General features: G+C 72.1%; 23 protein-coding genes. 10 read left to right on the top strand and 13 right to left on the bottom strand.

What is annotated here, in order from left to right:
- Positions 1 to 42: 42 nt before the first annotated feature.
- The gene (locus ACIWQI_RS09940; protein ID WP_396657070.1) at positions 43 to 834 is read left to right on the top strand and encodes a hypothetical protein; all 792 of its coding nucleotides are present in this window, start codon (positions 43 to 45) and stop codon (positions 832 to 834) included.
- Here the strand turns inward: ACIWQI_RS09940 and ACIWQI_RS09935 are convergent.
- The 5 genes from ACIWQI_RS09935 to ACIWQI_RS09915 all read right to left on the bottom strand — a co-directional run bounded on the left by ACIWQI_RS09935 (position 824) and on the right by ACIWQI_RS09915 (position 3,878).
- On the bottom strand, positions 824 to 1,717 hold the full coding sequence (locus ACIWQI_RS09935) for an RNA polymerase sigma-70 factor (protein ID WP_396657068.1): 894 nt from the start codon (positions 1,715 to 1,717) through the stop codon (positions 824 to 826). The two genes, ACIWQI_RS09940 and ACIWQI_RS09935, sit on opposite strands and share 11 nt — an antisense overlap.
- A gap of 10 nt (positions 1,718 to 1,727) precedes the next feature.
- Complete coding sequence (locus ACIWQI_RS09930) at positions 1,728 to 2,315, bottom strand: carboxymuconolactone decarboxylase family protein (protein WP_396657067.1); 588 nt, start codon at positions 2,313 to 2,315, stop codon at positions 1,728 to 1,730.
- A gap of 80 nt (positions 2,316 to 2,395) precedes the next feature.
- Positions 2,396 to 3,073, bottom strand: a complete 678-nt coding sequence (locus tag ACIWQI_RS09925; protein ID WP_396657065.1) for an ArsR/SmtB family transcription factor — start codon at positions 3,071 to 3,073, stop codon at positions 2,396 to 2,398.
- Positions 3,070 to 3,429, bottom strand: coding sequence for a hypothetical protein (locus ACIWQI_RS09920; protein ID WP_396657063.1), 360 nt, complete (start codon positions 3,427 to 3,429; stop codon positions 3,070 to 3,072). The genes ACIWQI_RS09925 and ACIWQI_RS09920 overlap by 4 nt, the downstream gene beginning before the upstream one ends.
- Positions 3,426 to 3,878: an OsmC family protein gene (locus tag ACIWQI_RS09915; protein WP_396657061.1), complete on the bottom strand. Its 453-nt coding sequence runs from the start codon at positions 3,876 to 3,878 to the stop codon at positions 3,426 to 3,428. Before ACIWQI_RS09915 ends, ACIWQI_RS09920 begins: the two co-directional genes overlap by 4 nt.
- Positions 3,879 to 3,953: 75 nt before the next feature.
- Between ACIWQI_RS09915 and ACIWQI_RS09910 the strand changes: the two genes are divergently transcribed.
- The 4 genes from ACIWQI_RS09910 (at position 3,954) to ACIWQI_RS09895 (ending at position 9,709) form a co-directional block, all read left to right on the top strand.
- A complete protein-coding gene (locus ACIWQI_RS09910; RefSeq protein ID WP_396657059.1) occupies positions 3,954 to 4,586 on the top strand; it encodes a LysE family translocator in 633 nt (210 codons plus the stop codon).
- A 180-nt stretch (positions 4,587 to 4,766) separates the two neighbouring features.
- The gene (locus ACIWQI_RS09905; RefSeq protein WP_396657057.1) at positions 4,767 to 5,339 is read left to right on the top strand and encodes an OsmC family protein; all 573 of its coding nucleotides are present in this window, start codon (positions 4,767 to 4,769) and stop codon (positions 5,337 to 5,339) included.
- Between the two features lie 35 nt (positions 5,340 to 5,374).
- Positions 5,375 to 6,580, top strand: a complete 1,206-nt coding sequence (locus tag ACIWQI_RS09900; protein WP_396657056.1) for an NAD(P)/FAD-dependent oxidoreductase — start codon at positions 5,375 to 5,377, stop codon at positions 6,578 to 6,580.
- Between the two features lie 15 nt (positions 6,581 to 6,595).
- Entirely contained in the window at positions 6,596 to 9,709 is a 3,114-nt protein-coding gene (locus tag ACIWQI_RS09895; protein WP_396657055.1) for an ATP-binding protein, read from the top strand.
- On the opposite strand, the gene ACIWQI_RS09890 is transcribed toward ACIWQI_RS09895, so the two are convergent.
- Positions 9,699 to 10,940, bottom strand: a complete 1,242-nt coding sequence (locus tag ACIWQI_RS09890) for an NAD(P)-binding domain-containing protein (RefSeq protein ID WP_396657054.1) — start codon at positions 10,938 to 10,940, stop codon at positions 9,699 to 9,701. The two genes, ACIWQI_RS09895 and ACIWQI_RS09890, sit on opposite strands and share 11 nt — an antisense overlap.
- 209 nt (positions 10,941 to 11,149) lie before the next feature.
- Between ACIWQI_RS09890 and ACIWQI_RS09885 the strand changes: the two genes are divergently transcribed.
- From ACIWQI_RS09885 to ACIWQI_RS09875, 3 genes are all read left to right on the top strand, one after another.
- Positions 11,150 to 11,353: a hypothetical protein gene (locus ACIWQI_RS09885; protein WP_396657053.1), complete on the top strand. Its 204-nt coding sequence runs from the start codon at positions 11,150 to 11,152 to the stop codon at positions 11,351 to 11,353.
- Positions 11,354 to 11,432: 79 nt separating this feature from the next.
- Positions 11,433 to 12,098, top strand: a complete 666-nt coding sequence (locus ACIWQI_RS09880; protein WP_396657052.1) for an SDR family NAD(P)-dependent oxidoreductase — start codon at positions 11,433 to 11,435, stop codon at positions 12,096 to 12,098.
- Between the two features lie 311 nt (positions 12,099 to 12,409).
- Positions 12,410 to 13,858, top strand: coding sequence for a DUF222 domain-containing protein (locus tag ACIWQI_RS09875; RefSeq protein ID WP_396657051.1), 1,449 nt, complete (start codon positions 12,410 to 12,412; stop codon positions 13,856 to 13,858).
- 54 nt (positions 13,859 to 13,912) lie between these two features.
- Here ACIWQI_RS09875 and ACIWQI_RS09870 read toward each other — a convergent pair whose 3' ends face one another.
- The gene (locus tag ACIWQI_RS09870; protein ID WP_396657167.1) at positions 13,913 to 15,703 is read right to left on the bottom strand and encodes a DUF2207 family protein; all 1,791 of its coding nucleotides are present in this window, start codon (positions 15,701 to 15,703) and stop codon (positions 13,913 to 13,915) included.
- A 53-nt stretch (positions 15,704 to 15,756) separates the two neighbouring features.
- Here ACIWQI_RS09870 and ACIWQI_RS09865 point away from each other — a divergent pair, with 53 nt between their 5' ends.
- Positions 15,757 to 16,188: a MarR family winged helix-turn-helix transcriptional regulator gene (locus ACIWQI_RS09865; RefSeq protein ID WP_396657049.1), complete on the top strand. Its 432-nt coding sequence runs from the start codon at positions 15,757 to 15,759 to the stop codon at positions 16,186 to 16,188.
- 6 nt (positions 16,189 to 16,194) lie between these two features.
- Here ACIWQI_RS09865 and ACIWQI_RS09860 read toward each other — a convergent pair whose 3' ends face one another.
- From ACIWQI_RS09860 to ACIWQI_RS09835, 6 genes are all read right to left on the bottom strand, one after another.
- The gene (locus tag ACIWQI_RS09860) at positions 16,195 to 16,929 is read right to left on the bottom strand and encodes an ABC transporter permease (protein ID WP_396657047.1); all 735 of its coding nucleotides are present in this window, start codon (positions 16,927 to 16,929) and stop codon (positions 16,195 to 16,197) included.
- Positions 16,926 to 17,744: an ABC transporter ATP-binding protein gene (locus tag ACIWQI_RS09855; RefSeq protein ID WP_396657045.1), complete on the bottom strand. Its 819-nt coding sequence runs from the start codon at positions 17,742 to 17,744 to the stop codon at positions 16,926 to 16,928. The genes ACIWQI_RS09860 and ACIWQI_RS09855 overlap by 4 nt, the downstream gene beginning before the upstream one ends.
- Positions 17,745 to 17,798: 54 nt before the next feature.
- Positions 17,799 to 18,413: a TetR family transcriptional regulator gene (locus tag ACIWQI_RS09850; RefSeq protein ID WP_396657043.1), complete on the bottom strand. Its 615-nt coding sequence runs from the start codon at positions 18,411 to 18,413 to the stop codon at positions 17,799 to 17,801.
- Positions 18,414 to 18,610: 197 nt separating this feature from the next.
- Complete coding sequence (locus ACIWQI_RS09845) at positions 18,611 to 19,627, bottom strand: DUF2804 domain-containing protein (protein ID WP_396657042.1); 1,017 nt, start codon at positions 19,625 to 19,627, stop codon at positions 18,611 to 18,613.
- A 143-nt stretch (positions 19,628 to 19,770) separates the two neighbouring features.
- Complete coding sequence (locus ACIWQI_RS09840) at positions 19,771 to 20,226, bottom strand: Hsp20/alpha crystallin family protein (RefSeq protein ID WP_396657040.1); 456 nt, start codon at positions 20,224 to 20,226, stop codon at positions 19,771 to 19,773.
- Between the two features lie 145 nt (positions 20,227 to 20,371).
- The gene (locus ACIWQI_RS09835) at positions 20,372 to 21,850 is read right to left on the bottom strand and encodes an L-serine ammonia-lyase, iron-sulfur-dependent, subunit alpha (RefSeq protein WP_396657039.1); all 1,479 of its coding nucleotides are present in this window, start codon (positions 21,848 to 21,850) and stop codon (positions 20,372 to 20,374) included.
- Positions 21,851 to 21,957: 107 nt separating this feature from the next.
- Here ACIWQI_RS09835 and ACIWQI_RS09830 point away from each other — a divergent pair, with 107 nt between their 5' ends.
- Positions 21,958 to 22,809: a TIGR03620 family F420-dependent LLM class oxidoreductase gene (locus ACIWQI_RS09830; RefSeq protein ID WP_396657037.1), complete on the top strand. Its 852-nt coding sequence runs from the start codon at positions 21,958 to 21,960 to the stop codon at positions 22,807 to 22,809.
- Position 22,810 lies beyond the last annotated feature (1 nt).

Here is a 22,810-nt window from a genome sequence, read left to right as displayed (position 1 = left end):
GATCGAGCCTATAGTCCCGATCGAACGAGGCATCATTGGACCATGACGAGCCCGCTGCCGGCGCCGCCTGCACGCGATCCCGACCTCGCCGACGACTTCTCGCGCGGCCCCGATCCCGCGTTCTGGGTCACGGGCTACCTGGAGCACTGGACGACACCGGAGCGTGCCGCGGCCCGCTTCGCCCGCAGCCGCGACGGCCTCATCCTGCGCATCGACGCGGACCAGCCGGACTGGCGACCGGAAGATGCGCCGCTGCGCGTGTCGAATCTGCAGACGGGCTCCTTCGGCGGACCGATCGGCTCCATCCGCGGAACACATCGGCACCGGCCCGACGCGCTGACGGTGCGCACCCCCGTGCCGACGAAGCTCCTGTGGGCGCCGCGCAGCGGCCGCGTCGACATCACCGTCAGCGCGAGCCGCGACCCCGACTGCATGCTCGCGGCGTGGCTCGTGGGCACCGAGCACACCTCGCCCCGCGACGCGGGCGAGGTGTGCATCTTCGAGATCGACGCCCGGCCCGGCCCGACCGGGTGGACCGCGCGCAGCGGCATCAAGGCCCACCACGACGACCGGCTGGTCACCGACATGCGGGAGACGCCGCTCGACGTCGACGCGAGCCGCCCGCACACGTGGACGGCCATCTGGGGCGATGGCGAGACGGTCCTCGGGTGCGGCGGCCGCGTCGTGCAGCGTCTGCGGCAGGCGCCGGACTACCCGGTGTTCCTCATGATCGACCTGTTCGAGCTCGGTCCGCCGCGCGGGCGGTACCCCAAGACCGCGGTGATCCACTCCGTGCGCGGCTGGACCGGCACGAACGAGGGCGTCACCGGGTGAGGGCGACCGCCTCGTCGAACCGGTCGAGCTTGTCGGGGTTGGCGATCGAGTAGATGCGGGTGATCCGGCCGTTCTCCACGGTCACGCTGACCGCGCCCACGAGGACGCCGTCCAGCTCCACGCGCATGCCGGGCTGGCCGTTGACCCACTCCTCGGCGGCCACGACCCGGCCGCCGGCCTTGGCGATCCCGCCGACGAGGTACCGCGCCAGGCGCTGCGCGCCCACGATCGGCCGCAGCGCCGCGCCGCGGACCTTGCCGCCGCCGTCTGCGATCGCCACGACGTCCGGGGCGAGCACGTCCATGAGCCCCTGGAGGTCGCCCGTGTTCATCGCGGCCACCAGGCGGCCGACCGCCTCCTCATGCTCCGAGCGGACGACGTGCACCCGCGGTCGGCGCGCCGCGACATGACTCTTGGCCCGGTGCGCGATCTGCCGGACCGCCGACGGCGTCTTGCCCACGGCATCCGCGATCTCCTCGTACGGCACGTCGAACACCTCGCGCAGCACGAACACCGCGCGCTCGGCCGGGCCCAGGGTCTCCAGCACCAGCAGCATCGCGATCGACAGGCTGTCGGCGAGTTCGACGTCCTCGGCGACGTCGGGACTGGTCAGCAGCGGCTCGGGCAGCCACTCGCCCACGTAGTCCTCGCGTCGCCGGGACGTCGAGCGAAGATGGTTGAGCGCCTGCCGGGTCACGATCCGCACCAGATAGGCGCGCGGCTCGCGGACGGCGGCCCGATCGACCGCCGCCCACCGGATCCACGACTCCTGCAGGACGTCCTCCGCGTCCTCCGCCGATCCCAGCAGCTCGTAGGCCACCGTGAACAGCAGCCGCCGGTGCACGACGAACGGGTCGTCATCGGAGCGCGCATGCCCGCTCATGCCGTCGAGCCTACGCAGTCGCGGCGACGCTCGGCGCCGGCAGCGGAGGCAGGTCGCACGAGTCCGCGAAATGCTCCGACCGGATGCCGAGGGCCACGTTCATGCGGGCGGACATGTTCATGAACGCGACGCGCGCGGCCAGCTCGATCAGAGCCGCCGGGCCCAGCTGCGCGAGCAGCGCATCCGACAGCTCGTCGGTCACCGCGGGCGGCGTCTGACTCGCCGCTTCGGCGTACTCCATCACCTGGCGCTCCAGTTCGGTGAAGACGGATGCCTCGCGCCACCGCGGCACCTCGCGCACCTTCGCGTCGTCCACGCCGCGGTTGTGCGCCGTGAAGTAGTTGAGATCGAGGCAGAAGCTGCAGCCCACGGTCGCCGCCGCAGCCATCCCGGCGAACGTCGCAAGGTCGGGGTCCAGCTCGTGCCACTTCTCGACCTTGCCGCCGATGCCCATCGCATCCTTCATCACCGCGCGGTGGTGCCACAGGACGCCGACGGAGTCGGGCACCTTACCGGTCATCTTCCGCGCGGCGAACTTCACGATCGCGCCGTACGCTCCGGTGACCTCGGTGGGCGGGATGCGGGTGGTGTCAGCCATTTCTCCTCCTCAGTGAACTGCTGTCGACCATGAGACACCGCCCGCCGGCAGGATGTGACAGGTGCTCGGCCGGAGGCTGGTCAGGCCGCGATGCCCAGCGCCGCGAACCGGTCGGCACCGCGCGAGGTGACGCGCAGCGCGCGGTCGTGGCGACGGCGCTCGAGCCACCCGTCCGCGATCAGCGCCGTGAGCACGGCGGCACCGAGCCGTCCGGCCAGATGCGCGCGACGAGCGGTCCAGTCGACGCATCCGCGCACGAGCGGGCGCCGCGACGAGCCGACCTCGAGGTCCACCCCGAGTCCCTCGCCGATCCGGTCCGCACCGGCCAAGGCCGCACCGACATCCGCATCCACCCAGCCCCGGGCGACGAGGTGGTCGGTGAGGGCCACGCCGAGATCGCCCGCCAGATGGTCGTAGCACGAGCGCGCCCGGCGCATCGCGTGACGACGATCGCTTGCCGACCACGACGAGACGGGCGGTTCGGCGCTCATCCGCAGGAGGGCCTCGACCGCCTCGGCGACGCTCGGGTCGGCCAGGCTCGCCAGCCGGGTGCGACCGCGCTGCTCGATCCGGACCAGTCCCGCCTCCTGCAGACGCGCGAGATGCCCTGTCGCCGTCGACGGCGCGACGCCGATCCGCGCGGCGAGAGCCCCCGCCGGCAGCGGCACGCCGCCCAGGAGCTCCTGCAGCATCCGCAGCCGGCGCGGCTCCGAGATCGCCTTCCCGAGCGCCTCGACCGACACGCCAGGCTCGGTCATCGCAGCGCCTCCCGCGCACGTCGGAGATCAGCCGTGACGAACACCTTCCGGTTGTGGTGATCACTGTACTGCGCGCTGATCTGCACACCGGCGGATGCCAGCGCGATCATCATGCGACCGAGCTCGCCGGGCACGTCCGCCCGCAGCGGCGCGATCAGGGCCGGCGCGGACACCGCGCCGCCGATGCCCGCCGCCTCGAGGGCCGCGACGGCCGACGGCCCGTCCTCGACGAGATAGTGGGCGTGCGCACCCCACACCCCTCCTCCTTCCAGCCCCAGGCCGGCGGCGCCCAGCACCGCTCCGATGCGCGCGACGTCGGCGGCGATGTCGGTCACCGGAATCGACAGATCGTTCATGGGAGCACCTCGATCGACGGGGCCACGACGACCTCCGCCGACAGCGAGTTGGCGACATAGCATGTGTCGTGCGCGCGGTGGATCAGGCGCACGACCTCGTCGCGATCGGCGCCGCGGACCTGGACACGCGGGGCCAGGTCGATCCGGGTGATCCGCATCGGCTCGGCGCCGGCGGGCATGACCGCTGCGGCGTCGTCGCGATACGACACCACATCGACGCGTTCCAGCGCCGCCAGCGCGAGGAATGACAGCAGCTGGCACGAGCTCACCGCGGCGAGCAGCAGCTGCTCTGGATTGGGCAGCGCCGGATCGCCGCGGAAGGCCTCATCGGCGCTCAGGGTCAGCACGTCCTCCGAGAACCGGACGTCGTGGGCACGGCCGTAGGCGGCGTAGCCGGATGAGGTGCTGCCGGTCCAGGCGAGGCTCGTCGCGTAGTGGTGGTCGGTCATGTCGCCAGCGTAGAAGCGGGATCTTTCGGCCGGCACCGAAACATCGGGGTAACCTGCCGGCGGTATCGTGCCCTCATGATCCCGGTGGAGAACCTCGTCGCGTTCGCGGTCGTCTCCGTGGTCCTCATCGTGATCCCGGGCCCGAGCGTGCTGTTCGTGATCGGGCGCTCCATCGCGCTCGGGCGACGGGCGGGGGTGCTCAGCGTGGTCGGGAACGCCCTCGGCACCGTGCCCGCCATCGTCGCGGTGGCCTTCGGCGTGGGGGCGATCGTGGCATCCTCCGTGGTCGCGTTCACCGTGATGAAGATCCTCGGCGGCCTGTACCTGGTGTGGCTGGGCATCCAGGCCATCCGGCACCGCCACGACGGCCGGCGCGCCGCCTCCCGCGCCCCCGCCTCGCCGTGGACGCTGCTGCGGCAGGGGTTCATCGTCGGTCTCACCAATCCGAAGACCCTGGCGTTCTTCGTCGCCGTCCTGCCGCAGTTCGTCGACCCCTCCACCGGCCCCGCCTGGGCGCAGCTGCTCGCGCTCGGACTCGTCTTCCAGGCGCTGGCCCTCGCGTGCGACAGCGTGTGGGCGCTCGCGGCCGGGACGGCCCGCACCTGGTTCGCCCGCTCGCCGCGGCGCACGGCCACCCTCGCCGGAACCGGCGGCGTCATGATGATCGGCCTGGGCGGCGCCCTCACCCTCACCGGAGCCCAGAGCTAGGACGCCCACGGCGTTGCGCTGCGGCTTCCGCGCCGCTTCCCGCGGGCGCGCCCGGCATCCCTGCCCGGACGACGCGGGGAAGGCGGCGGGAAGACCGGGCTGACACGGTGCTCTGCAGCGACCACGCCCGTGGTCCGCAGACCTGTCGCCACCGGCGACCGATGAAGGAGAGCAGCACACATGTCCATCGCAACCGAGAACACGCACCGCAACGGCGTCGACACCGCCACCCTGTTCGCCACGCTCGACGCGGTCAAGTCCCAGCCCGAGATCGCGAAGTTCACGTTCCGCGCCACCAACAGCTGGGTCACCGGCACGCACAGCCGCTCGTCGTTCGCCGATTTCTACGGCGCCACGCAGGAGCTGGAGCACCGTCACGTCACCGTCGTCGACTCCGATCACCCCACGGTGCTGGTCGGCGCCGACAACGGACCCACGCCGGTGGAGTACCTGCTGCACGCGATCGCCGCGTGCCTCACCGCCGGCATCGCCAACATCGCTGCGGCGCGCACGGTGACGCTGCGCTCGGTGACCTCACGGGTCGAGGGGAACATCGACCTGCTCGGCATCCTGGGACTCGGCGGCGGCGAGGTGCGCAACGGCTACGAGAGCCTGCGCGTGGTCTTCGAGATCGACGCGGATGCCGACGAGCAGACCGTGCGCGAGCTCGTCGCCCAGTCGCAGCGTCGCTCGGCGGTCTACGACGTGCTCACCAACGGCACGGCGGTCGACGTCGACGTGCGCGTCGCGTAGCACCGCGGCCGGCCGGACCAGACGGGAGGCACGTCATGACGGACTTCGACGTCATCGTCGTGGGCGGCAGGATCGCCGGAGCATCCACCGCCCTGCTGCTGGCACGCGCGGGACTGCGTGTCGCCGTCGTCGAGCGCAGTGCTCGCGGCAGCGACACCGTCTCGACGCACGGCCTGATGCGAGCGGGGGTTCTGCAGCTGCATCGATGGGGGCTGCTCGGAGCCGTCGCCGCGACCGGCGCGCCACCGGTGCACACGACCGTGTTCCACTATCCGGACACCGCGCCGGTGCACGTCACCATCCGTCCCTCACTCGGGGTGCCGGCTCTGTACGCACCTCGCCGCCGCGTCATCGACGGACTGCTTCTGGATGCCGCCGAGGATGCCGGGGCCGTCGTGCTGCCCGAGACGGCGGTGCGCAGCCTCATCCGGGAGGAGGGGCGCGTCGCCGGCGTCACGCTGGCGGCGCGCTCCGGCCCGGAGCGGACCCTGCGCGCCGCCCTCACGATCGGCGCGGACGGATTCGCTTCACTGGTCGCGCGCGAGTGCGGCGCCGAGACGCTGCGACGCGGACGCCACGCCAGTGCCGTCCTGTACGGACACTTCGCGGTGCCGGCCGAAGGATACGAGTGGGCCTACGGCACCGGTGCGGCAGCCGGTCTGATCCCCACCAACGACGGCCAGACCTGCGTCTTCGTCGCGACGACGTCCGGTGCGATGCGCCGACTGCGACGAGACGGGCCGGATGCCGCGTTCTCAGCGCTCCTGCGCCGGGTCTCGCCGACGCTCTCTGAGCGCGTGCAGGCCGGAGAAGGGCCCTCCGGCCGGCTGCACAGCTGGGGAGGCATCCCGGGGTGGGTGCGCCAGCCGTCCGGTCCGGGCTGGGCGCTGGTCGGCGACGCCGGCTTCTTCCGCGATCCCATCACCGCGCACGGGATGACCGACGCGCTGCGCGACGCAGACCTGCTGGCCACGGCCGTCGTCGAGACGATGTCGGGAGGGCTGCCGGAGGCCGTGGCGATGGCGGAGTACCGCGTCCTGCGCGACCGCCTCTCGCGGCGTCTGTTCGAGATCTCGGATCGGATCGCCGCGTACGACTGGACGTTCGAGCAGCTGCGTGGCCTGCTGCGTGCGCACAGCGCGGCGATGAGCGACGAGGTCGACCACCTCTCCTCTCTCCCCGCCCGGGTGCCCCACCTGTCTGGACCGCTCCCCGCGGTGCGACTACCTTATGCAGGGTAAGGAGGAGCTCAGGTGATGACCGGCACCGAGTTCCGGATGCTGGGCGGGTTCACCGTCAAAGTCGACGGCGCGTCCGTGCCTCCGGTGGCCTGGGCGAGACGACACGCGGCGTCGCTCGTCAAGCTGCTCGCGCTCTCGGAACGGCATCGGCTCCACCGAGAGCAGGTCGTCACCCAGCTGTGGCCGGCTCTCAGCCTCGAGGAGGCCGCGCCCAGGCTGCACAAGGCCGCCCATTTCGCACGCAAGGCGCTGGAGCGCACCGAAGTGACGATCTCGCTGCGCAGCGACATCGTCGCCCTCGAGCCGGCAGACCTGGTCACCACAGACGTCGGAGCGTTCCGCACGGCGGCGCGTCAGGCGATCGCCGAGGAGGATGCCGAGCGCGCCGAGGCCGCCCTGGCGCTGTACGGCGGCGACCTGCTGCCCGATGACATCTACGAGGAATGGGCCGCACCGGCGCGCGACGAGCTGCGCGAGCTGCAGCGCACCCTGCTGCGGATCGCCGGCCGCTGGACCGAGCTCGCCGAACTCGACCCTGCCGACGAGGAGGCCCAGGTGGCCGTCGCCCGCCGGCTCATCCAGCAGGGCGACCACCGCGCGGCGCTGCGACAGCTGGAGCGGCTCGAGCGCGCACTCCAGCGCGAGCTCGGGGCGGACCTCGGGCCACCGGCGCGGGCGTTGAAGCAGGAGCTGAGCGGACGGGTCGCCGTCGCAGCGCCCCGTGCCCCCGTCCCCGCGCCCACCCGGCTGATCGGCCGGCGGGAGATCGCCGAGCGCCTGCGGGCCCGGATCGAGTCGGCCGCGGAGGGTCGCGGCGGCGTCATGCTGCTGCGCGGGCCCGCCGGTGTCGGCAAGACCGCACTGCTCGACCTCGCCGTCGCGGGTGCGGCGCGCCGGGATTTCCGGATCGCGCGCTGGACGGCATCGGCGGTGGAATCGCAATGGCCTTACGGCCCGGTCATGGCGGCCCTCGGCAGGCTCTGTCGCAGTCATCCGGCGCTCCTGGACGGACTGGGCGATCCGCTCCGTGAGGAGATCGAGGCCGCGATGGCGGCGGGCGATCTGACCTGGACGGGCGAAGCGGCCCACTCCCGGCTGTTCGTGGCGACCTCCGAGCTGCTCCGGGTGGCATCCGCCGGCGGGGGTCTGCTGGTGGTGATCGACGACGTGCACGAGGCGGACGAGGCATCCCTGAGCCTGCTCCACTATCTCGCTCGCTTCGTGCAGGACGAGTCGGTCCTCCTTCTGCTCGCCGGGCGGCCCGGGGGCGCGCACGACGATGAGGTGCAGAGCATCGTGGCCCACCAGGGCGACCTGACCGTTGAGGTCACCCCGCTGCCTGCCGCGGCCATCGAGCGCCTGCTCGCCGACGCCCACCCCGAGCTGCCCGTGTCACTGGTGACCGCGATCGCCCAGGCGAGCGCAGGGCTCCCGTTCACGGCGCTCGAGCTGGCGCGGCGGCGCACCACCAGTGCCGCGGGCCAGCCGTTCTCGGCCCTGGCGCCGGCCGCGATGCGGCCGCTGCGCCGCCTCGCGCTGCTGGGCACGACGTTCATGACCGACGAGTTCCTCGCCATGAGCGACGTCGACACCGATGCGGCCTACGCCCAGCTCGGCCAGGCTGTCGGGGCCATGCTCATCGAGCCGACCGAGACGGGGTACCGATTCCGGCATCCCATGCTGCGGGATTCCATCGTCGAGGCGATCCCTCCCCACGAGCTGGCGTCGGAGCAGCGGGAGGTGGCCACACGCCTCAGTGCGCTGGGCGCCGCTCCCGCCCGGGTCGCGCGGCTGCTGCTGGACGCCGCCCAGCCGGCGCAGGCGGTGCCCTATGTCGTGCGCGCCGTCGACAAGGCCGGCGCGGTGGGGGCGTACCGCGATGCGCTCGATCTCGTCGACCGCGTCATCGACCACGCTCCGCCCACCGAGCGGGCGCACCTGCTCGCCCGACGCGCCGACCTGCTCTTCGCGATCGGCTCGCCGGAGACGGCCGAGGCGTACCGCACCGCGCTGGCGGTGACGACCGGCACCGAGCACCGGCTCGCCCGCGCCCGGCTCGCCCGGGTCCTCGCGTACGCCGGAGACCTCGACTCCGCCGAGGCGGCCCTGGGCGATCAGGCACCCGAGGGCGACGCCGCCGACGCCCCCACCCTGCTGGCCCGCGGCACGCTGGCGTACTTCCGCGGCGACCTGGACAGCGCCTGGCTGATCTCGGGTCAGGCGCGCGATCGCGTCGATCTGGGCGATGTGGACTGGCAGATCCTCGATCTGGCCACTCTGCAGGGTCTCATCGCCCACCACCGCGGAGACGCGTTCGGTCGGTTCCGCATGGAGCTGCGACGCACCAGCGGACGGGAGTCGCTCGCCACGAGCGTGTTCGATGCGCATCTGTGCGTCGCCGAGTACGTGCTGTACGGCGACATGCCGTACGACGAGGTCATCTCGTATTCGGAAGAGCTGCGCGCCGCATCCCTCGAGTCCGGCGCGATGCGGGGCACGGCGTTCGCGACGGCGCTCATCGGCGAGGCCGCATTGCTGAAGGGCGACCTCGACCGCGCCGAGAAGGAGCTGTCGGAGGCGATCGCCCTGCACCGCGACATCAGCGCCACCGGCGGCGAAGCCCACAGCATGCAGCGCCTCGCCGAGGTCAAGCTCGCACGAGGCCGGCTCGACGAGGCGAACGAACTGCTCCATGACGCCCTGCCGCTGGCCCGCTGGTCCGTGCTCAGCCCGCACCTGCTGCAGCGGATCTACGGTGCGATGATCACCGCCGCCCCCGACCCCGACGTGGCCCGATCGGTCGTCGACCGGGCGACGGCGGTGATGACCGACGCGGATCGCTGCATCGTGTGCGATGTCATGCTCGCGGTTCCCGCCGCCATCGCCTGCGCGCGCGTCGGCGACCTGGAGGAGGCGCATCGTCAGCTGGGCATCGCACAGGAGTCCGCCGTCCGGTTCGAAGGGCCTGCCTGGACGGCCGCCGTGGCGGAGGCCCGCGCCCACGTCGCCGCTGCAGAAGGCTCGCCCGAGAATGCCAGGGCCCTGTTCGGCGAGGCCGACCGGCTCTTCCGCATCGCCGGCCAGCTGCGCGACGCCGACCGGTGTCGCGACGCACTCGTCACGATCTGACGACCGGCGGCGCCTCGGCGAGCAGGTGGCCGACGACATCGCGGGCGTTGTGCCGGGCGCCGTCGATGTAGGTCGAGTCGCGCCGATGCTGGAAGTGCTGACCGACCACGTACAGTCCCGGCACCTCCGTCGCGCCGCGGTGCTGCGCGATCGTCCCGTGCGCACCGGGAACCGGATCGCCCAGCCACGACCAGTCGGGCAGGAGCCCCGACGCGAGCACGACGCAGGCGAAGTCCTGCGGGTGCGGGGCCGTCCGCAGCGGAACGATCGACGGCGCGACGGCCGGGGGCCGGCGCGCCGGGAGCACCTCGCGCTCGAGTCCGGCCGCCGCGACGTGTGCGTCGATCTGGTCGAGCAGCCGGTGCATCGCGGCGTCGGCGGCCGCCGCGGCATCCCGGAGTCCGTCGTCGAACCGCACGCGGCTGTCGCTGAACTCGAGCAGGCGTCCGGTCAGCTGCACGCCCCGCGCCTGCAGGGCGAGCAGATCGACCGCCCGCGGCGGGCCGGCCGATCCGACCAGCTGCAGCGAGGTCTCCGGCCGCGCCGCCGCGCGCGCGGGCAGTTCGTCGACCGTGCGCGCCAGCTTGCCGAGCCGCTCCAGCCACCAGAACAGGTCCATTCCCCGATAGCTCCGCGGGACGCGGGTGTGCCGACCGACGGCGAGCACGACCCGACGTCCCGCGCCGGCGAGCTCATCCGCGATCTGGACGCCGGACGACGACGCCCCCACGACGAGCACGTCTCCGGCAGGCAGGTCGGACGGCCGCCGATAGCTCGTGCTCGGCACCACCGGGATGCCGGTGGTGCCGATTCCCGCGGGGACCCGCGGGAGCACGTGGGCACCGGTGGCGGCCACCACGTTGCGGGCGATCCAGTCGCCCCGCGACGCCACCACCCGGAACCGGCCGCACTCCCGTGTGACTCGCAGGACAGCCGTCTGCGGCACGATCGGCGCGTGGAAGGACGCGGCGTACTCGTCCAGATAGGCGGCGACCTCGTGCGCGGTCATGTGTCCCTCGGGGGCCGGGCCGCGGTACGACCAGCCCGGGAGGCGCGAGAGCCAGTTCGGGGTGAGCAGGCGCAGCGAGTCCCAGCGTTCGGACCTCCAGCGTTCGCCGACGTCGCCGCGGTCGATGACCGCGTGCTCGCGTCCGGCGGCGCTCAGCAGTGCGCTGACGGCGAGCCCGGATTGACCGGCTCCCACGATCAGCGTCTCGACGTGCGTCGTCATGTGGCCACCTCCTCTCTGCTCTCGAATCGGGTCTCGGTGCTTCGGCACGCCGACAGCATCCCCTCCCGCGCTTCCCGGTTCCTTCCTCCCGGCGGCGGCCGAACGCAGCGCGGAAGGCCGCGGGAAGGCGGACTCGCGACACTGACGTCGTTCCAATCGGACGCCCCGGGAGACCGCCCGGCCGGCGGCCTGATCAGAGGGAGAACGACATGCAACCGCTCATGATCGAAGAGATCGTGATCGCCCCCGCCGCTCGGCAGAGCCTGCTGCAGCGGCAGCGCGAGGCCGAGCAGAGAGAGCGCGATCGCGAGCGGCGCCGGCAGCGAGGGCCGTTCTGGCGTCGCCTGGCCATCGCCTGGCCCCGGCCCCGGCGACGTTCCACGTTCCGGGCGCCCCGGCCTCTCAACACCTGATCGCTCGAGGGGCTGCCGCGGGGTGCGAGGCGGGCACTGATGTCCGCGGCCTTCCCGCGGCTTCCCCTATCGTCGATGCATGCCCCTCGCCCTGATCACCGGCACCGCCGGGGCCGACAGCATCGCCGCCGGGGTCGTGCCACGGCTCGAGGCGGACGGATGGGATGTCTGCACGAGCGACCTCGAAGCGGGCGACCACCCCTGTGACCTCTCCGATCCGTCTGCAGCGGCCGCGCTCATCGGCCGAGTGCACGCCGACCGCGGCACGATCAGCGGACTCGTTCTGAGCCACGCCCACGATGTGGAGTCGAGCATCATGGACACGACGGCCGAGAGCTTCGATCGGCACATGGCGGTGAACGCCCGGGCCGCGCTGCTGCTCATCCAGGCGTTCGCGGCTCAGACAGACGAGTCGGGCGGGGCCGTCGTCGCGTACACGAGCGACCACACCACGGGCAATCTGTCGTACGGGGCGTCGAAGGGAGCCCTCGACCGCGTCGTCATCTCGGCGGCCCGCGAACTCGGCCCACGCCGGATCTCGGCGAACGTCGTCAACCCCGGTCCGATCGACACCGGCTGGATGGATGAGGACGCGCGTGCGGCCCTCACCCCGCGTCATCCGCTGGGCAGACTCGGCACGCCCAGTGACATCGCCGGGGTCACCGCCTTCCTGCTCTCGGCCGAGGGACGATGGATCACCGGGCAGCTTCTCCACGTCGACGGAGGCTTCTCGGCGCGGTACTGACATGGCGCTCACGCCGGTCACGAAAAGATAACGAGCAGCCCTTGCTTTCCGTTATCTCCTCGTTATAGAGTGCCAGCACGGTAGTTGTTTTGCTGTGGCAGCTGCCGGCATGTGATTGCAGGACACTCTTGGTGCAAGGGACAAGGGCCGGTCGGTAAGCCTCTCCGACCGGCCCTTACTCTTGCCCTCGGCGCGTTGCGGATGCGCCGGTTGTCCACAGGGTGACGACGTGTGGAGTTGTCCACAGATTTCCGCATCTCATCTGGGATTCTGATGGATCGGATGTCGTACCCCCTCGCGATACTGGAGGCATGAACACGGCACCGGCGACAAGGCTTCTGGAAGCGCTCGACCGCGTGTCCACCATGCTCGCCGATGCCATCGACCCCGTCGCCGGCGACGGAGCGATCCGCTCGGTCACCGATGTGGAGCTGCGCGAGCTCACCCAGCAGGTCGAGGTCGTCGGGCGCCAGGTCGACGCGCTTCGCGTCGCGTGTGCGGGAGAGATCGACGAGCGGTCCCGAGTCGAGCGGGGCCGTGAGCGGATGTCGGCGGAGCACGGCTGCGCGAACGCCACCGAGCTGGTGACCCGCCTCACCCAGATCAGCGCTCGAACGGCCTCCGCACGCATCCGGCTCGGGAGGTCTTGCCATCCTTCCTTGACACTCACCGGCGACGAACTGCCGGCGCGGTTCCCGGCCGTGCAGAAGGCGCTCACCGCCGGACTGCTGGGACTGGATGCCGCGGCCGAGATCACCGGTGGCCTCGCGCAGACAGCCGATCGCGCCGACCCCGCGCTGCTGGTCGCCGCCGAGGAAGAACTCGTGCAGGCCGCGACCGGCACCGCCCCCGACGGAGCACCCGCCTCAAGCGCCGACGACATCCGCATCCAGGTGAAAGTGTGGTCTCTGGTGCTCGACCCCGATGGCGTGCGCCCCGACTACGAGCAGGCCATGCGGAAGCGCTCGCTGACCGTGGGGCGGGAGCGCGACAACCTCGTCCCGCTCCGCGGTCACGTCCTTCCGGACGTCGCCGCCCAGTTCCTGCGCCTTGCCCACGCCCACAACTCTCCCCGCGTCGACGACCGCACGGATCCGGGTCCGGTGTTCCGCGACGACACGGACAGTGACGACAGCCTCATCCCGCACGACGAGCGCACTCGCGGGCAGAAGCTGCACGATGTGCTCGCCACCGTCCTCGGCGTCGCCGGCCGCACGGCCGAGACGCCGTCGATCGGCGGCGCGCCGCCCACGCTCCTCGTCACGATCCCGGCCGACGACCTCGACCGTCACGACGGCGTCGGATTCGTCGACGGCACCGACGTCGCCGTGCCCGCATTCGTCGCGCGGCAGATCGCGTGCGCGGGCGGCATCCAGAAGCTCAGAATCTCCGCTGATGGGCGCCTCGTCGCCCTCGGCACCCCGGACCGCACCTTCAACGCCCACCAGCGTCGCGCGATCACGGCGCGCGACGGCGAGTGCATCATCCCCGGGTGCCACGTGCCCGCCGAGTGGTGCGAGCTCCACCACGTCATCGACCATGCGAAGGGCGGGCCGACGCACGTCGACAATGGTGTGACGCTGTGCTGGTGGCACCACCGGACGCTCGAGACCAGCGGCTGGCACATCCGCATGGTCGCCGGCGTGCCCGAAGTCAGAGCGCCGTCCTACATCGACGCGCAGATGCTCTGGCGCCGCGTGCCTCCGTCACCGCTGCTTCGGCGACAGAGCCGTCGGCGACGAGGGCGAGCGCCGACGTGACCACCCGACGGGAGATCACCTCACGTGATCACCCCACGTGATCACCGAGCGAGGTCACACCCCGCCGCCACCACCGCCACCGCCACCGCCCCCGGCGGAGCCGCCGCCGCCCGACCCGCCCGAGGTCGACGACGCCGAGGCCGCCGACGCCGAGAGCGACCCGATGCCGGCCGAGAATGCGGCGGCGTTGAACGCGCCCGTGCCGTAGTACCAACTCGGCCCTGTGGCCCCCGACTGCGTGTACAGCACAGCGAGCCGATCCGACCACTCGCGCTCCTGGCCGAACACGACCGCGAACGGCAGCAGCGTCTCGTACAGGTGCAGCATCTGCCGAGGGTCGTTCACGTCGACCCGCACGCGCTCGGCGCCGGTCGGCGACTGCAGCATCCGGATGCGGTCGGCCTCGGCCCACTCGATGAACATCTTCAGCCCGAGCAGATGCTCGCGGGTCTGCGTCCCGAGCGCGGTGAGCGGTTTGCGCGAGACAAGGATGAACACCGCCACGACCGCGGCCACCGCGGCGATGATCACGAGAATCGGCACGACGGTGACCACGCCCGCATCCAGCGCCGCGATGCCGGTGAAGAACACCACCACCAGCGCCGCGATCCCGATCAGCACCGGCCACGCCCGCGCACTCGCGGCGACCTTCCTGCGCAGGCCCCGGGCCACGAGCTCCTTGCCGGCCCAGCTCACGATGTGCTGCGCGGCCTTCGCGAATCGCGAGTCGCTCCGGCCGAACTCGAACGCGTCGCCGGGCTGTGCGATCGGCCCGAACAGACCGTCGATGAGCATGATGCCGTCGCCGTCGGCGCGCGAAGGGTCGACGAGTTCGGCGCGCAGCTTCGGCTTGCCCGTCCACGTCCGGCCACCCTCGACGATGCGGATGCTTCCGACCACCGCCTGCTCGAGCACCTCTGCCGGAATCGCCTTCGACGTCTTCCCCAGCAGCACCGCGCCCAGCAGCGCGTCGACCGTCGGCGGCGACGTGTATTCGGGGATGACCAGTCCCCGTCCCGGCGCGTCCGCGAGCGTGCGGCGGCGCACGCCGATCGCCCAGCCCAGCGCGCCCAGCGCCGCCAGGCCGGCGCCGCCCTGCACCCACCCCCACGGCGAGGCGAGGTACGACGCGTCGAACGGCGTGAAGGTTCCCGACTCGAATCCGATCGCGATCGTCATGGTCTGGTAGGCGGACAGGTCCGATGCCTGGGCCACGACGGTGGCCGAGCCGTCCGCCTCCTCGGCCAGGGTGATCTCACACCGGTCGCTCGCGCCCTGGTATCCGCGATAGCAGGCCTGCGACCCGGTCAGCGCTCCGGCCAGCTCGGGGTCGAGATGAACGGTCGCCGTCACCGAGCCGAAGGGCTGCGCCCAGCCCGTGCCGTTGACGTCCCAGTAGAACTCGTCGGCGTCGGTGTCGTCGAAATGCCATGTGGCGTTGACCATCGTGTACGTGAAGACATACGTCTGCGCACCGTGCACGAAGTCGTCCGCGCGCGAGGTGACGACGAGGTAGCCGTCTTCGCTGTCGGTCTCGACGGGGCGCGGCCGCCCGTCGCCGTCGGTGAGCGAGACCAGGGTCGGATGCAGGGGCACGCCGTTGTACGTCTCGGGGATGTACCGCCGCATGCCGCGGTTCTGATCGAACTCGGGGAACTTCGCCACGAAGGTCTCGACCACCCGGAGAGTGCTCGTGCCGTCTTCGGCGCGGCCGAGCGTGTAGTCGACGTCGAGGCTCCGGAACGAGAAGTCGTCCACGCCGGCGACGGCTGGCGGCGCGGTGATCGGCGCCGCGACGGCGAAGCCGGCGACGAGCACGGCGAACAGGGCGAGGGCGCGCAGCATCCTTCTCACGCGGCCAGCCTACGGGGCGCGTCGATCCCGCTACCCTGACACCCATGACAGATCGCCGCCTCGCCGTGGACGCCTGGGAAAGCCTCTTCCGTGCGCAGCACGAGGTGTTCGACGAGATCCGGTCGGACTTCGAGGGCAAGGAGCTCACGCAGGACGAGTACGACGTGCTGCTCACCGTGACCCGTGCACCGGGGCGGACCGCGCGACTGCGCGACATCACCCGGCTCGCGCTGGTGAGCCAGCCGTCGGTGTCGCGGTTGGTCGACCGCATGGTCGCGCGCGGGCTCGTGACCAAGCGCGGCGACCCCGAGGACGGACGCGGGTCGCTGGTGACGGCCACCGACGAGGGCGCCCGCGCCTTCCACGAACTGGCCACCCGGCACGCCGTGACGGTCGCGAAGCGGATGTCGGTGCTCAGCGACGACGAGCTCGCCCAGCTGCGCGACCTCACCGCGAAGCTGCGGCGCGTCGACTGAGTCCCGCTACGGCGTTCGGCGCCGCAGCGTCAGCGACGCGAGCACGACGGCGCCCAGGACGAAGGCCGCCACGACCAGCAGCGGTCCGGTGACATCCCACCCCTCGTTCCCCGCCGTCACCGCGTTGACCGCGTCGACCGCGTAGCTCAGCGGCATCCAGTCGCTGATCGCCTGCAGCACCTCGGGCATCTGGTCGCGCGGCATGAGGATGCCGCCGATGAGGATCTGCGGGAACACGATGAGCGGCATGAACTGCACCGCCTGGAACTCGGTGCGCGCGAAGGCGCTCGCCAGCAGCCCCAGCGCCGAGCCCAGCACCGCGTCGGTCACCGCGACCAGGCCCAGCTGCCAGAGCGGGCCCTCGACCTCGAGGCCGCACACCCACACCGCGAACGCGACGGTGATGAGCGCCTGCGCGACGGCGGCCGCGGCGAACGCGATGGCGTATCCGGCGATGAAGTCGCCCTTGCCCAGCGGCGTGGTCATGAGCCGCTCGAGCGTGCCCGAACGGCGTTCCCGCAGCGTGGTGATCGAGGTGATGAGGAACATCACGACGAACGGGAAGAGGGCGAGGATGGCGGGGCCCACCACCTGGAAGACCTGCTGCTGGTCCACGAACAGCCATGCGAACAGCCCGACCAGCAGGCTCGGCGCGATCAGCATCAGCGCCACCGAGCGATGGTCGTGGCCGAGCTGGCGCAGCACGCGCCCGGCGGTGGCGAAGGTGCGCACGGCGCTCATCGCGGGGCCCCCGCTCCCTCTTCCCGGGCAGCCTCCCGCGCGGTGCGGCGCAGCGGCTGATGCTGCGCCTCGTCGCGGCGCACGAGCTCGAGGAACGCCTCGTCGGGATCGGCCTGCCCGGTCTCGGCGAGGAACTCTTCCGGTGTCGTATCGGCGATGATGCGACCCGCGCGCAGGAGCAGGAGCCGGTCGCACCGCAGCGCCTCGTCCATCACGTGGCTGCTGACGATCAGGGTGGCGCCGGCGTCGACGACCTCGTGGAACACATCCCACAGCTCGGACCGCAGCACCGGATCGAGGCCGACGGTGGGCTCGTCGAGCACGAGGACGTCGGGCGAGCCGAGCATCGCGACCGCGAGCGAGACGCGGCTCTCCTGCCCGCCGCTGAGCGAGTCGACCGTCTGGCGGGCGTGGTCGGCGAGGCCGGTCTGCGAGATGACGCGGGTCACGTCGCTGCGCGGCGCGCCGATGAGGCGGGCGAAGTAGCGCAGGTTCTGCTCGATGGTGAGGTCGTCGTAGACCGACGCGGCCTGCGTGTCGTAGGCGACGCGGTGGCGCAGCGCGCGGCTGCCGGCGGGCTGGCCGAGCACCGTCACGGTGCCGGACTGCACCTTCTGCACGCCGACGATCGACCGTATGAGGGTGGTCTTGCCGCAGCCGGAGGGCCCGAGGAGGCCCGTGATGCGGCCGTGCGGGATGTCGACGTCGATGCCGTCGAACACCATCGTGCGGCCGCGGCGCACGTGCAGGCCGCGCACCGACACGGCCGCCGCCGGTGCGGCGCGGGTGCCCGCGACATCCTGCTTATTCATCATGTGTTGAATTATGCGCCTGCGTCGCCCGGCCGTCAACGGTCAGTCGGTCGACGATCAGTCGAACAGGTAGCGCTGGACGGTGGGGCCGATGCGATCCACGAGCTCTTCGACCGGCGCGTCGGCGAGCGCGGGCAGCTTGACGATGTAGCGGGCGACGAGCATGCCCGCCATCTGGCTGCCGGCCAGCGAGGCGCGCAGCTTCGCGTCGGGCACCTCCAGCGCGCCGGCGATCCGCTCGATGAGCTCGCGCTGCAGGAACGCCGCCATCACCGGCGTCGTCAGCCGGTTTCCGATCGTGGCGCGCAGCAGAGCGATCGCGCGCTTGCGCGTGTGCGGATCCTCCATCTGCTCGAGCACGAACCGCACGATGCGCGCGCCAACCTCGGCGCGCGGTCCCGCGACGATCTGCGGCACGACCCGGTCCGGCCGCAGCGGGATGTCGATGGTCGCCGCCAGCAGATCGGCCTTCGTGCCGAAGTAGTGGTGCAGCAGCGCGGGATCGACTCCCGCCCGCCCCGCGATCGCCCGCATGGTGGCACCGTCGTAGCCGTGCTCGCCGAACTCGTCGACGGCCGCCGCGAGGATGCGCTCGCGTGCATCGGACCGGCCGCCGCGCGGGCGTCCGCGTCCGCGCCTGCCGCTGCCCGTCACGCCGGCCTTGTCGGTCACGCGTTCAGCCTAGGCGGGCGGACGCGGGTCCGGATGCCTCGGCTCGGCGCGCAGGCCTCAGGCCCGCCGCCCCGACGGCGCACGACCCGAGGCATCCGGTCGACGGGCGGGGTCCCCACCGCCGGCCGTCATGATCACGGAGCCCGCGCCGGCGTTTCTGATACGTCGGGGCTGCTGTTCGCCCAGAGCGAACATCGCTACCAGCGGTTGTGCACCTCCTCCGCCCACCCGAGGATCCCGTCGAACGGGATCGTCTCGCCGGCGGATGTGCGGAACGTGCCGGACCAGTGGCCGAAGCACTGATCGGTGCGCGCGGCGAGAACGACGAGGTTCGTGCGGGTGACCTTGTCGTAGAACGGCGTGAACACGGCATCCAGCCCTCCGCCGCTGATTCGCCACGGCTCGCGCCACCGCGCGATGTCGTAGTCCCAGGTCAGCTCCTCGTGGATCTTGTGGAGGCGACCGTCGACGAAGAACGCGTTCTCGGTGGAGCCGGTGCCCGCGGTCCACATGCCGCCGACCTGGATGCCGATGACCCGGCCGCCGGAGACCCCGGACCCCGCGCCCCAATTCCACCGGACGTCGTACGGCCAGCGCCCGCGGCCGTGATCGAGCACGGCCCACGATCCGCCGTCCGGAACGTCGAATCGCTCGCCGTCGAGCTCGAGCCACCCGGCTGCGGGGCGGGCGACGTCCTTGACCGTGTACTGGAAGCGGGTGTCGCTCCAGGGCACGACGACTGCGAGGCGCTCATGCCCCGCGGGAAGCGCGGCGACGATGTCGAACCGTGCGCCGTCGATCCGGGCGCGCAGGCGGTTGCCCGGCGCCGCGGTCTCCGGGCCGGGTGACGGGTCGATGTCGATCTCGAGCCCCTTCGCCCGTGCCCGCGCCGGCCCTCCGTCCAGCGATCCCGGCAGCTCGACGCCGCGCGCGGGCAGCACGGTCGCCGACGCGTGCCACTGGCGTTCGCTCCCCCGGTCGAACACCCACACTTCGTGCACGGCGGCGTAGTCGATCGACGACACGGTCAGGGCGATGATGTGCGTCGGGGTGGCGACGTTCCAGTACTCCCAGCGCTTGTTGCGGCCCCAGAAGCGGCCGCCGATGCCGGACGTGTCGACGAGGGGCCGGCGCGCCCACCCCAGAGCGTCGTGGTTGAGCCGCCCGTCGGGCAGGGTCAGCGACACCGGCGTGGTGAGTTCGCGCTCGGTCACAGGTCCTCCTCGACGGGACGGGGATGCCGCGGCTCGAAGGCGCGGGCCACTCGATGATGTCGCGGCGCCGGGCGCCGCCGCAAACGGACGACCGCCCCGGTCCGGTGGCGGACGCGGGGCGGTCGTGGGGTGATGCAGCGGCGTCAGCTCGCGGCATCCACCTTCTTCTTGTCGGACTCGTGCGCCTCGAGGACGGGCGCGGGCGCCTCGGTCGACACCGCGATCTTGCGCGGCTTGGCCTTCTCGCTCACCGGGATGGTGACGCTGAGCACGCCGTTGGCGTAGTTCGCCGAGATGCGGTCGGTGTCGATGCCCTGGCCGAGGTTCAGCTGGCGCAGGAAGCTCGCCGCCTCGCGCTCTCGGGTGATCCACTTCACGCCCTCGCCTTCGGGCAGGGTGCGCTCGGCGCGGATCGTGAGCAGCTGGCCGTCGACGTCGACGTCGACCGAGCCGGGATCGATGCCGGGCATGTCAGCGGTCAGGACGTACGTGTCGCCGTCGCGGTACAGGTCCATCGGCATCGTGCGCGGCCCGCGTCGTGCGTCGAAGAGGCCCGACGCAAGGCGCTCGAGGTCACGGAACGGATCATAGGTGGCCATCGGTACTCCTTCGTTGTCGTTGTCGTCCAAAGTTGAGCGGGTTCGACTCAACTACCTTCAGATTAGCACTCCATGGGCGAGAGTGCTAACTGTGGAGGCCGGGCTGTTCGCTATGGGCGAACGCTGTGGATCGCTGCCGCGGCTGTCAGCACTCGATGACGTTGACCGCGAGACCGCCCTCGCTGGTCTCCTTGTACTTGGTCGACATGTCGATGCCCGTCTGCCGCATCGTCTCGACCACGGTGTCCAGGCTCACGTGATGGCTGCCGTCGCCGCGCAGCGCGAGGCGAGCCGCGGTCACCGCCGTCGAGGCGGCGATCGCGTTGCGCTCGATGCACGGGATCTGCACGAGCCCGGCGACCGGGTCGCAGGTCAGGCCGAGATGATGCTCCATGGCGATCTCGGCCGCGTTCTCGATCTGGCGGTTCGTGCCGCCCATCACCGCGGTGAGCCCTCCGGCGGCCATCGCGCACGCCGAGCCCACCTCGGCCTGGCAGCCGCCCTCGGCCCCCGAGATCGAGGCGTTCGCTTTGAACAGGCTCCCCAGCGCGGTCGCGGTGAGCAGATAGCGGCGGATGCCTCGGCGGCGGTTGGCCTCGGCGACGATCGCCGCGTCGAGCGGGTCGATGCCCGCGCCGAGGAGCGCGCTGCCGGCGGGCTCGCCGTCGGGGGTGACCGCGTTGTCGGCGCCGAGGCCGGAGTCGGCCAGGAAGCGCCACCAGTACATCGCGACCGCCGGGACGATCCCGGCGGCACCGTTCGTCGGCGCCGTCACGACCCGGCCGCCGGCGGCGTTCTCCTCGTTGACGGCGAGCGCGAAGGCGCCGAGCCATTCGCCCGGCAGTTCACGATGCCCCTCGGCCTCGGCCGCCTCGAGCTGAGCGCGGATGCCGGCGGCACGACGCCTCACGCCGAGGATGCCGGGCAGCGTGCCCTCTGCCTGCAGGCCGGCTTCGAGGCATCCCGCCATCGCGTTCCAGATCTCGTCGAGCCCGGCCGCGACCTGCTCCTCGCCGCGCAGGGCCTGTTCGTTGATGCGCGCGGCCTCGGCGATCGTGATGCCGCGGTCGTCGCACATCGCGAGCAGCTCGTCGGCCGTCGCGAAGCGGATCGGGAAGCGGCCGGCGGCGGGGCTCGCTTCGGCCGCCTCGCCCTCCCGGCGGATGAAGCCGCCGCCGACGGAGTAGTACGTCTCCTCCGCGACCGTGGCCCCGGCCGCGTCGAACGCGGTCAGGGTCATCGCGTTGGGGTGCCCGGGCAGCCGCGTGCGGGGCGCGAGCACGATGTCGTCCCGGGCGAAGCTCACCGGATGCGTGCCGTCCACGGCGAGCTCGCGACCGTCGGGCCACTCGGTCCACGCTGCGCGCACGGCATCCGGGTCCACCGTCTCCGGCGCCAGACCCTGCAATCCCGCGACCACCGCATCGGGGGTGCCATGGCCGAGGCCGGTGGCGCCGAGCGAGCCGAACAGCGAGCAGGAGACACGCGCGACCCGCGGAAGCGCCCCGGTCGCGCGCAGACGCGCGGCGAAGTCGCCGGCCGCCCGCATCGGGCCGACCGTGTGGGAGCTCGAGGGTCCTACACCGATGGAGAACAGCTCGAACGCCGAGACGTAGGCGCTCACGCCTTCAGGCTAGCTGGGACGAGGGCGATCGGAGGCGCAGGATGCGGCCAGGCCGGATGCCGGGGTGATCCCGGTACCGTGGAAGATCCGTCGATTGGAGCCTCGCGATGCCCCCTGCCCCCGCCGCCCCCGACCTCGGCCCGATCGGCTTCTGGCGGGCCGGAGGTCTGCTCACCCCCGCACTCGCGGCGGCCGTCGAGCGACTGGGATACAGCACGATCTGGGTCGGCGGATCGCCGGATGCCGACCTGCGGGGCCCCGAGTCCATCCTCGACGGCACCGAGACGGCGACCGTGGCGACCGGGATCGTCAACATCTGGAAGGCCCCGGCCCTCGAGGTGGCGGCATCGTTCCACCGCCTCGAGGCCAGCCACCCCGGTCGCTTCCTGCTGGGGATCGGCATCGGTCACCCCGAGTCGCTCGGCGGTGTGTACCGCAAGCCGTTCGCGGCGCTGCAGGCTTACCTCGACGTGCTCGACGCGGAGGGCGTGCCGGCGCAGCGCCGGCTCATCTCAGCGCTCGGCCCGCGCACCCTGCGGCTCGCCGCCGCACGCTCCGCCGGCACGCACCCCTACATGACCACCCCGGCGCACACGCGCTTCGCGCGCGAGATCGTCGGCACCGGCACCATCATCGCGCCCGAGCAGCGGCTCCTGCCCGAGACGGATCCCGTCGCCGCGCGGGCGACCGCGCGGAGGTTCCTCGACCGCTACCTGGGCCTGTCGAACTATCGGCGCACCCTCGAGGCGCACGGGTTCGCCGCGGCCGACCTCGACGACGGCGCCACCGATGCCGCCGTCGATGCCCTCGTGCCGCACGGGAACCCCGCTGTGCACGCCGCCGCCGTCCGGGCGCACCTCGACGCCGGCGCCGACCACGTGTGCGTGCAGTTCCTGCCCCAGCGCGACGACCCCACGCCGCCGCTGGAGGCGCTGGCGCAGAAGCTCGGGCTGCGCTGAG

The sequence above is a fragment of the Microbacterium sp. genome, assembly GCF_044508325.1.
Classification (GTDB): Bacteria; Actinomycetota; Actinomycetes; order Actinomycetales; family Microbacteriaceae; genus Microbacterium.
The sequence above is the reverse complement of the archived record's forward strand: the minus strand, read 5'-3'. Positions and strand labels throughout refer to the sequence as shown.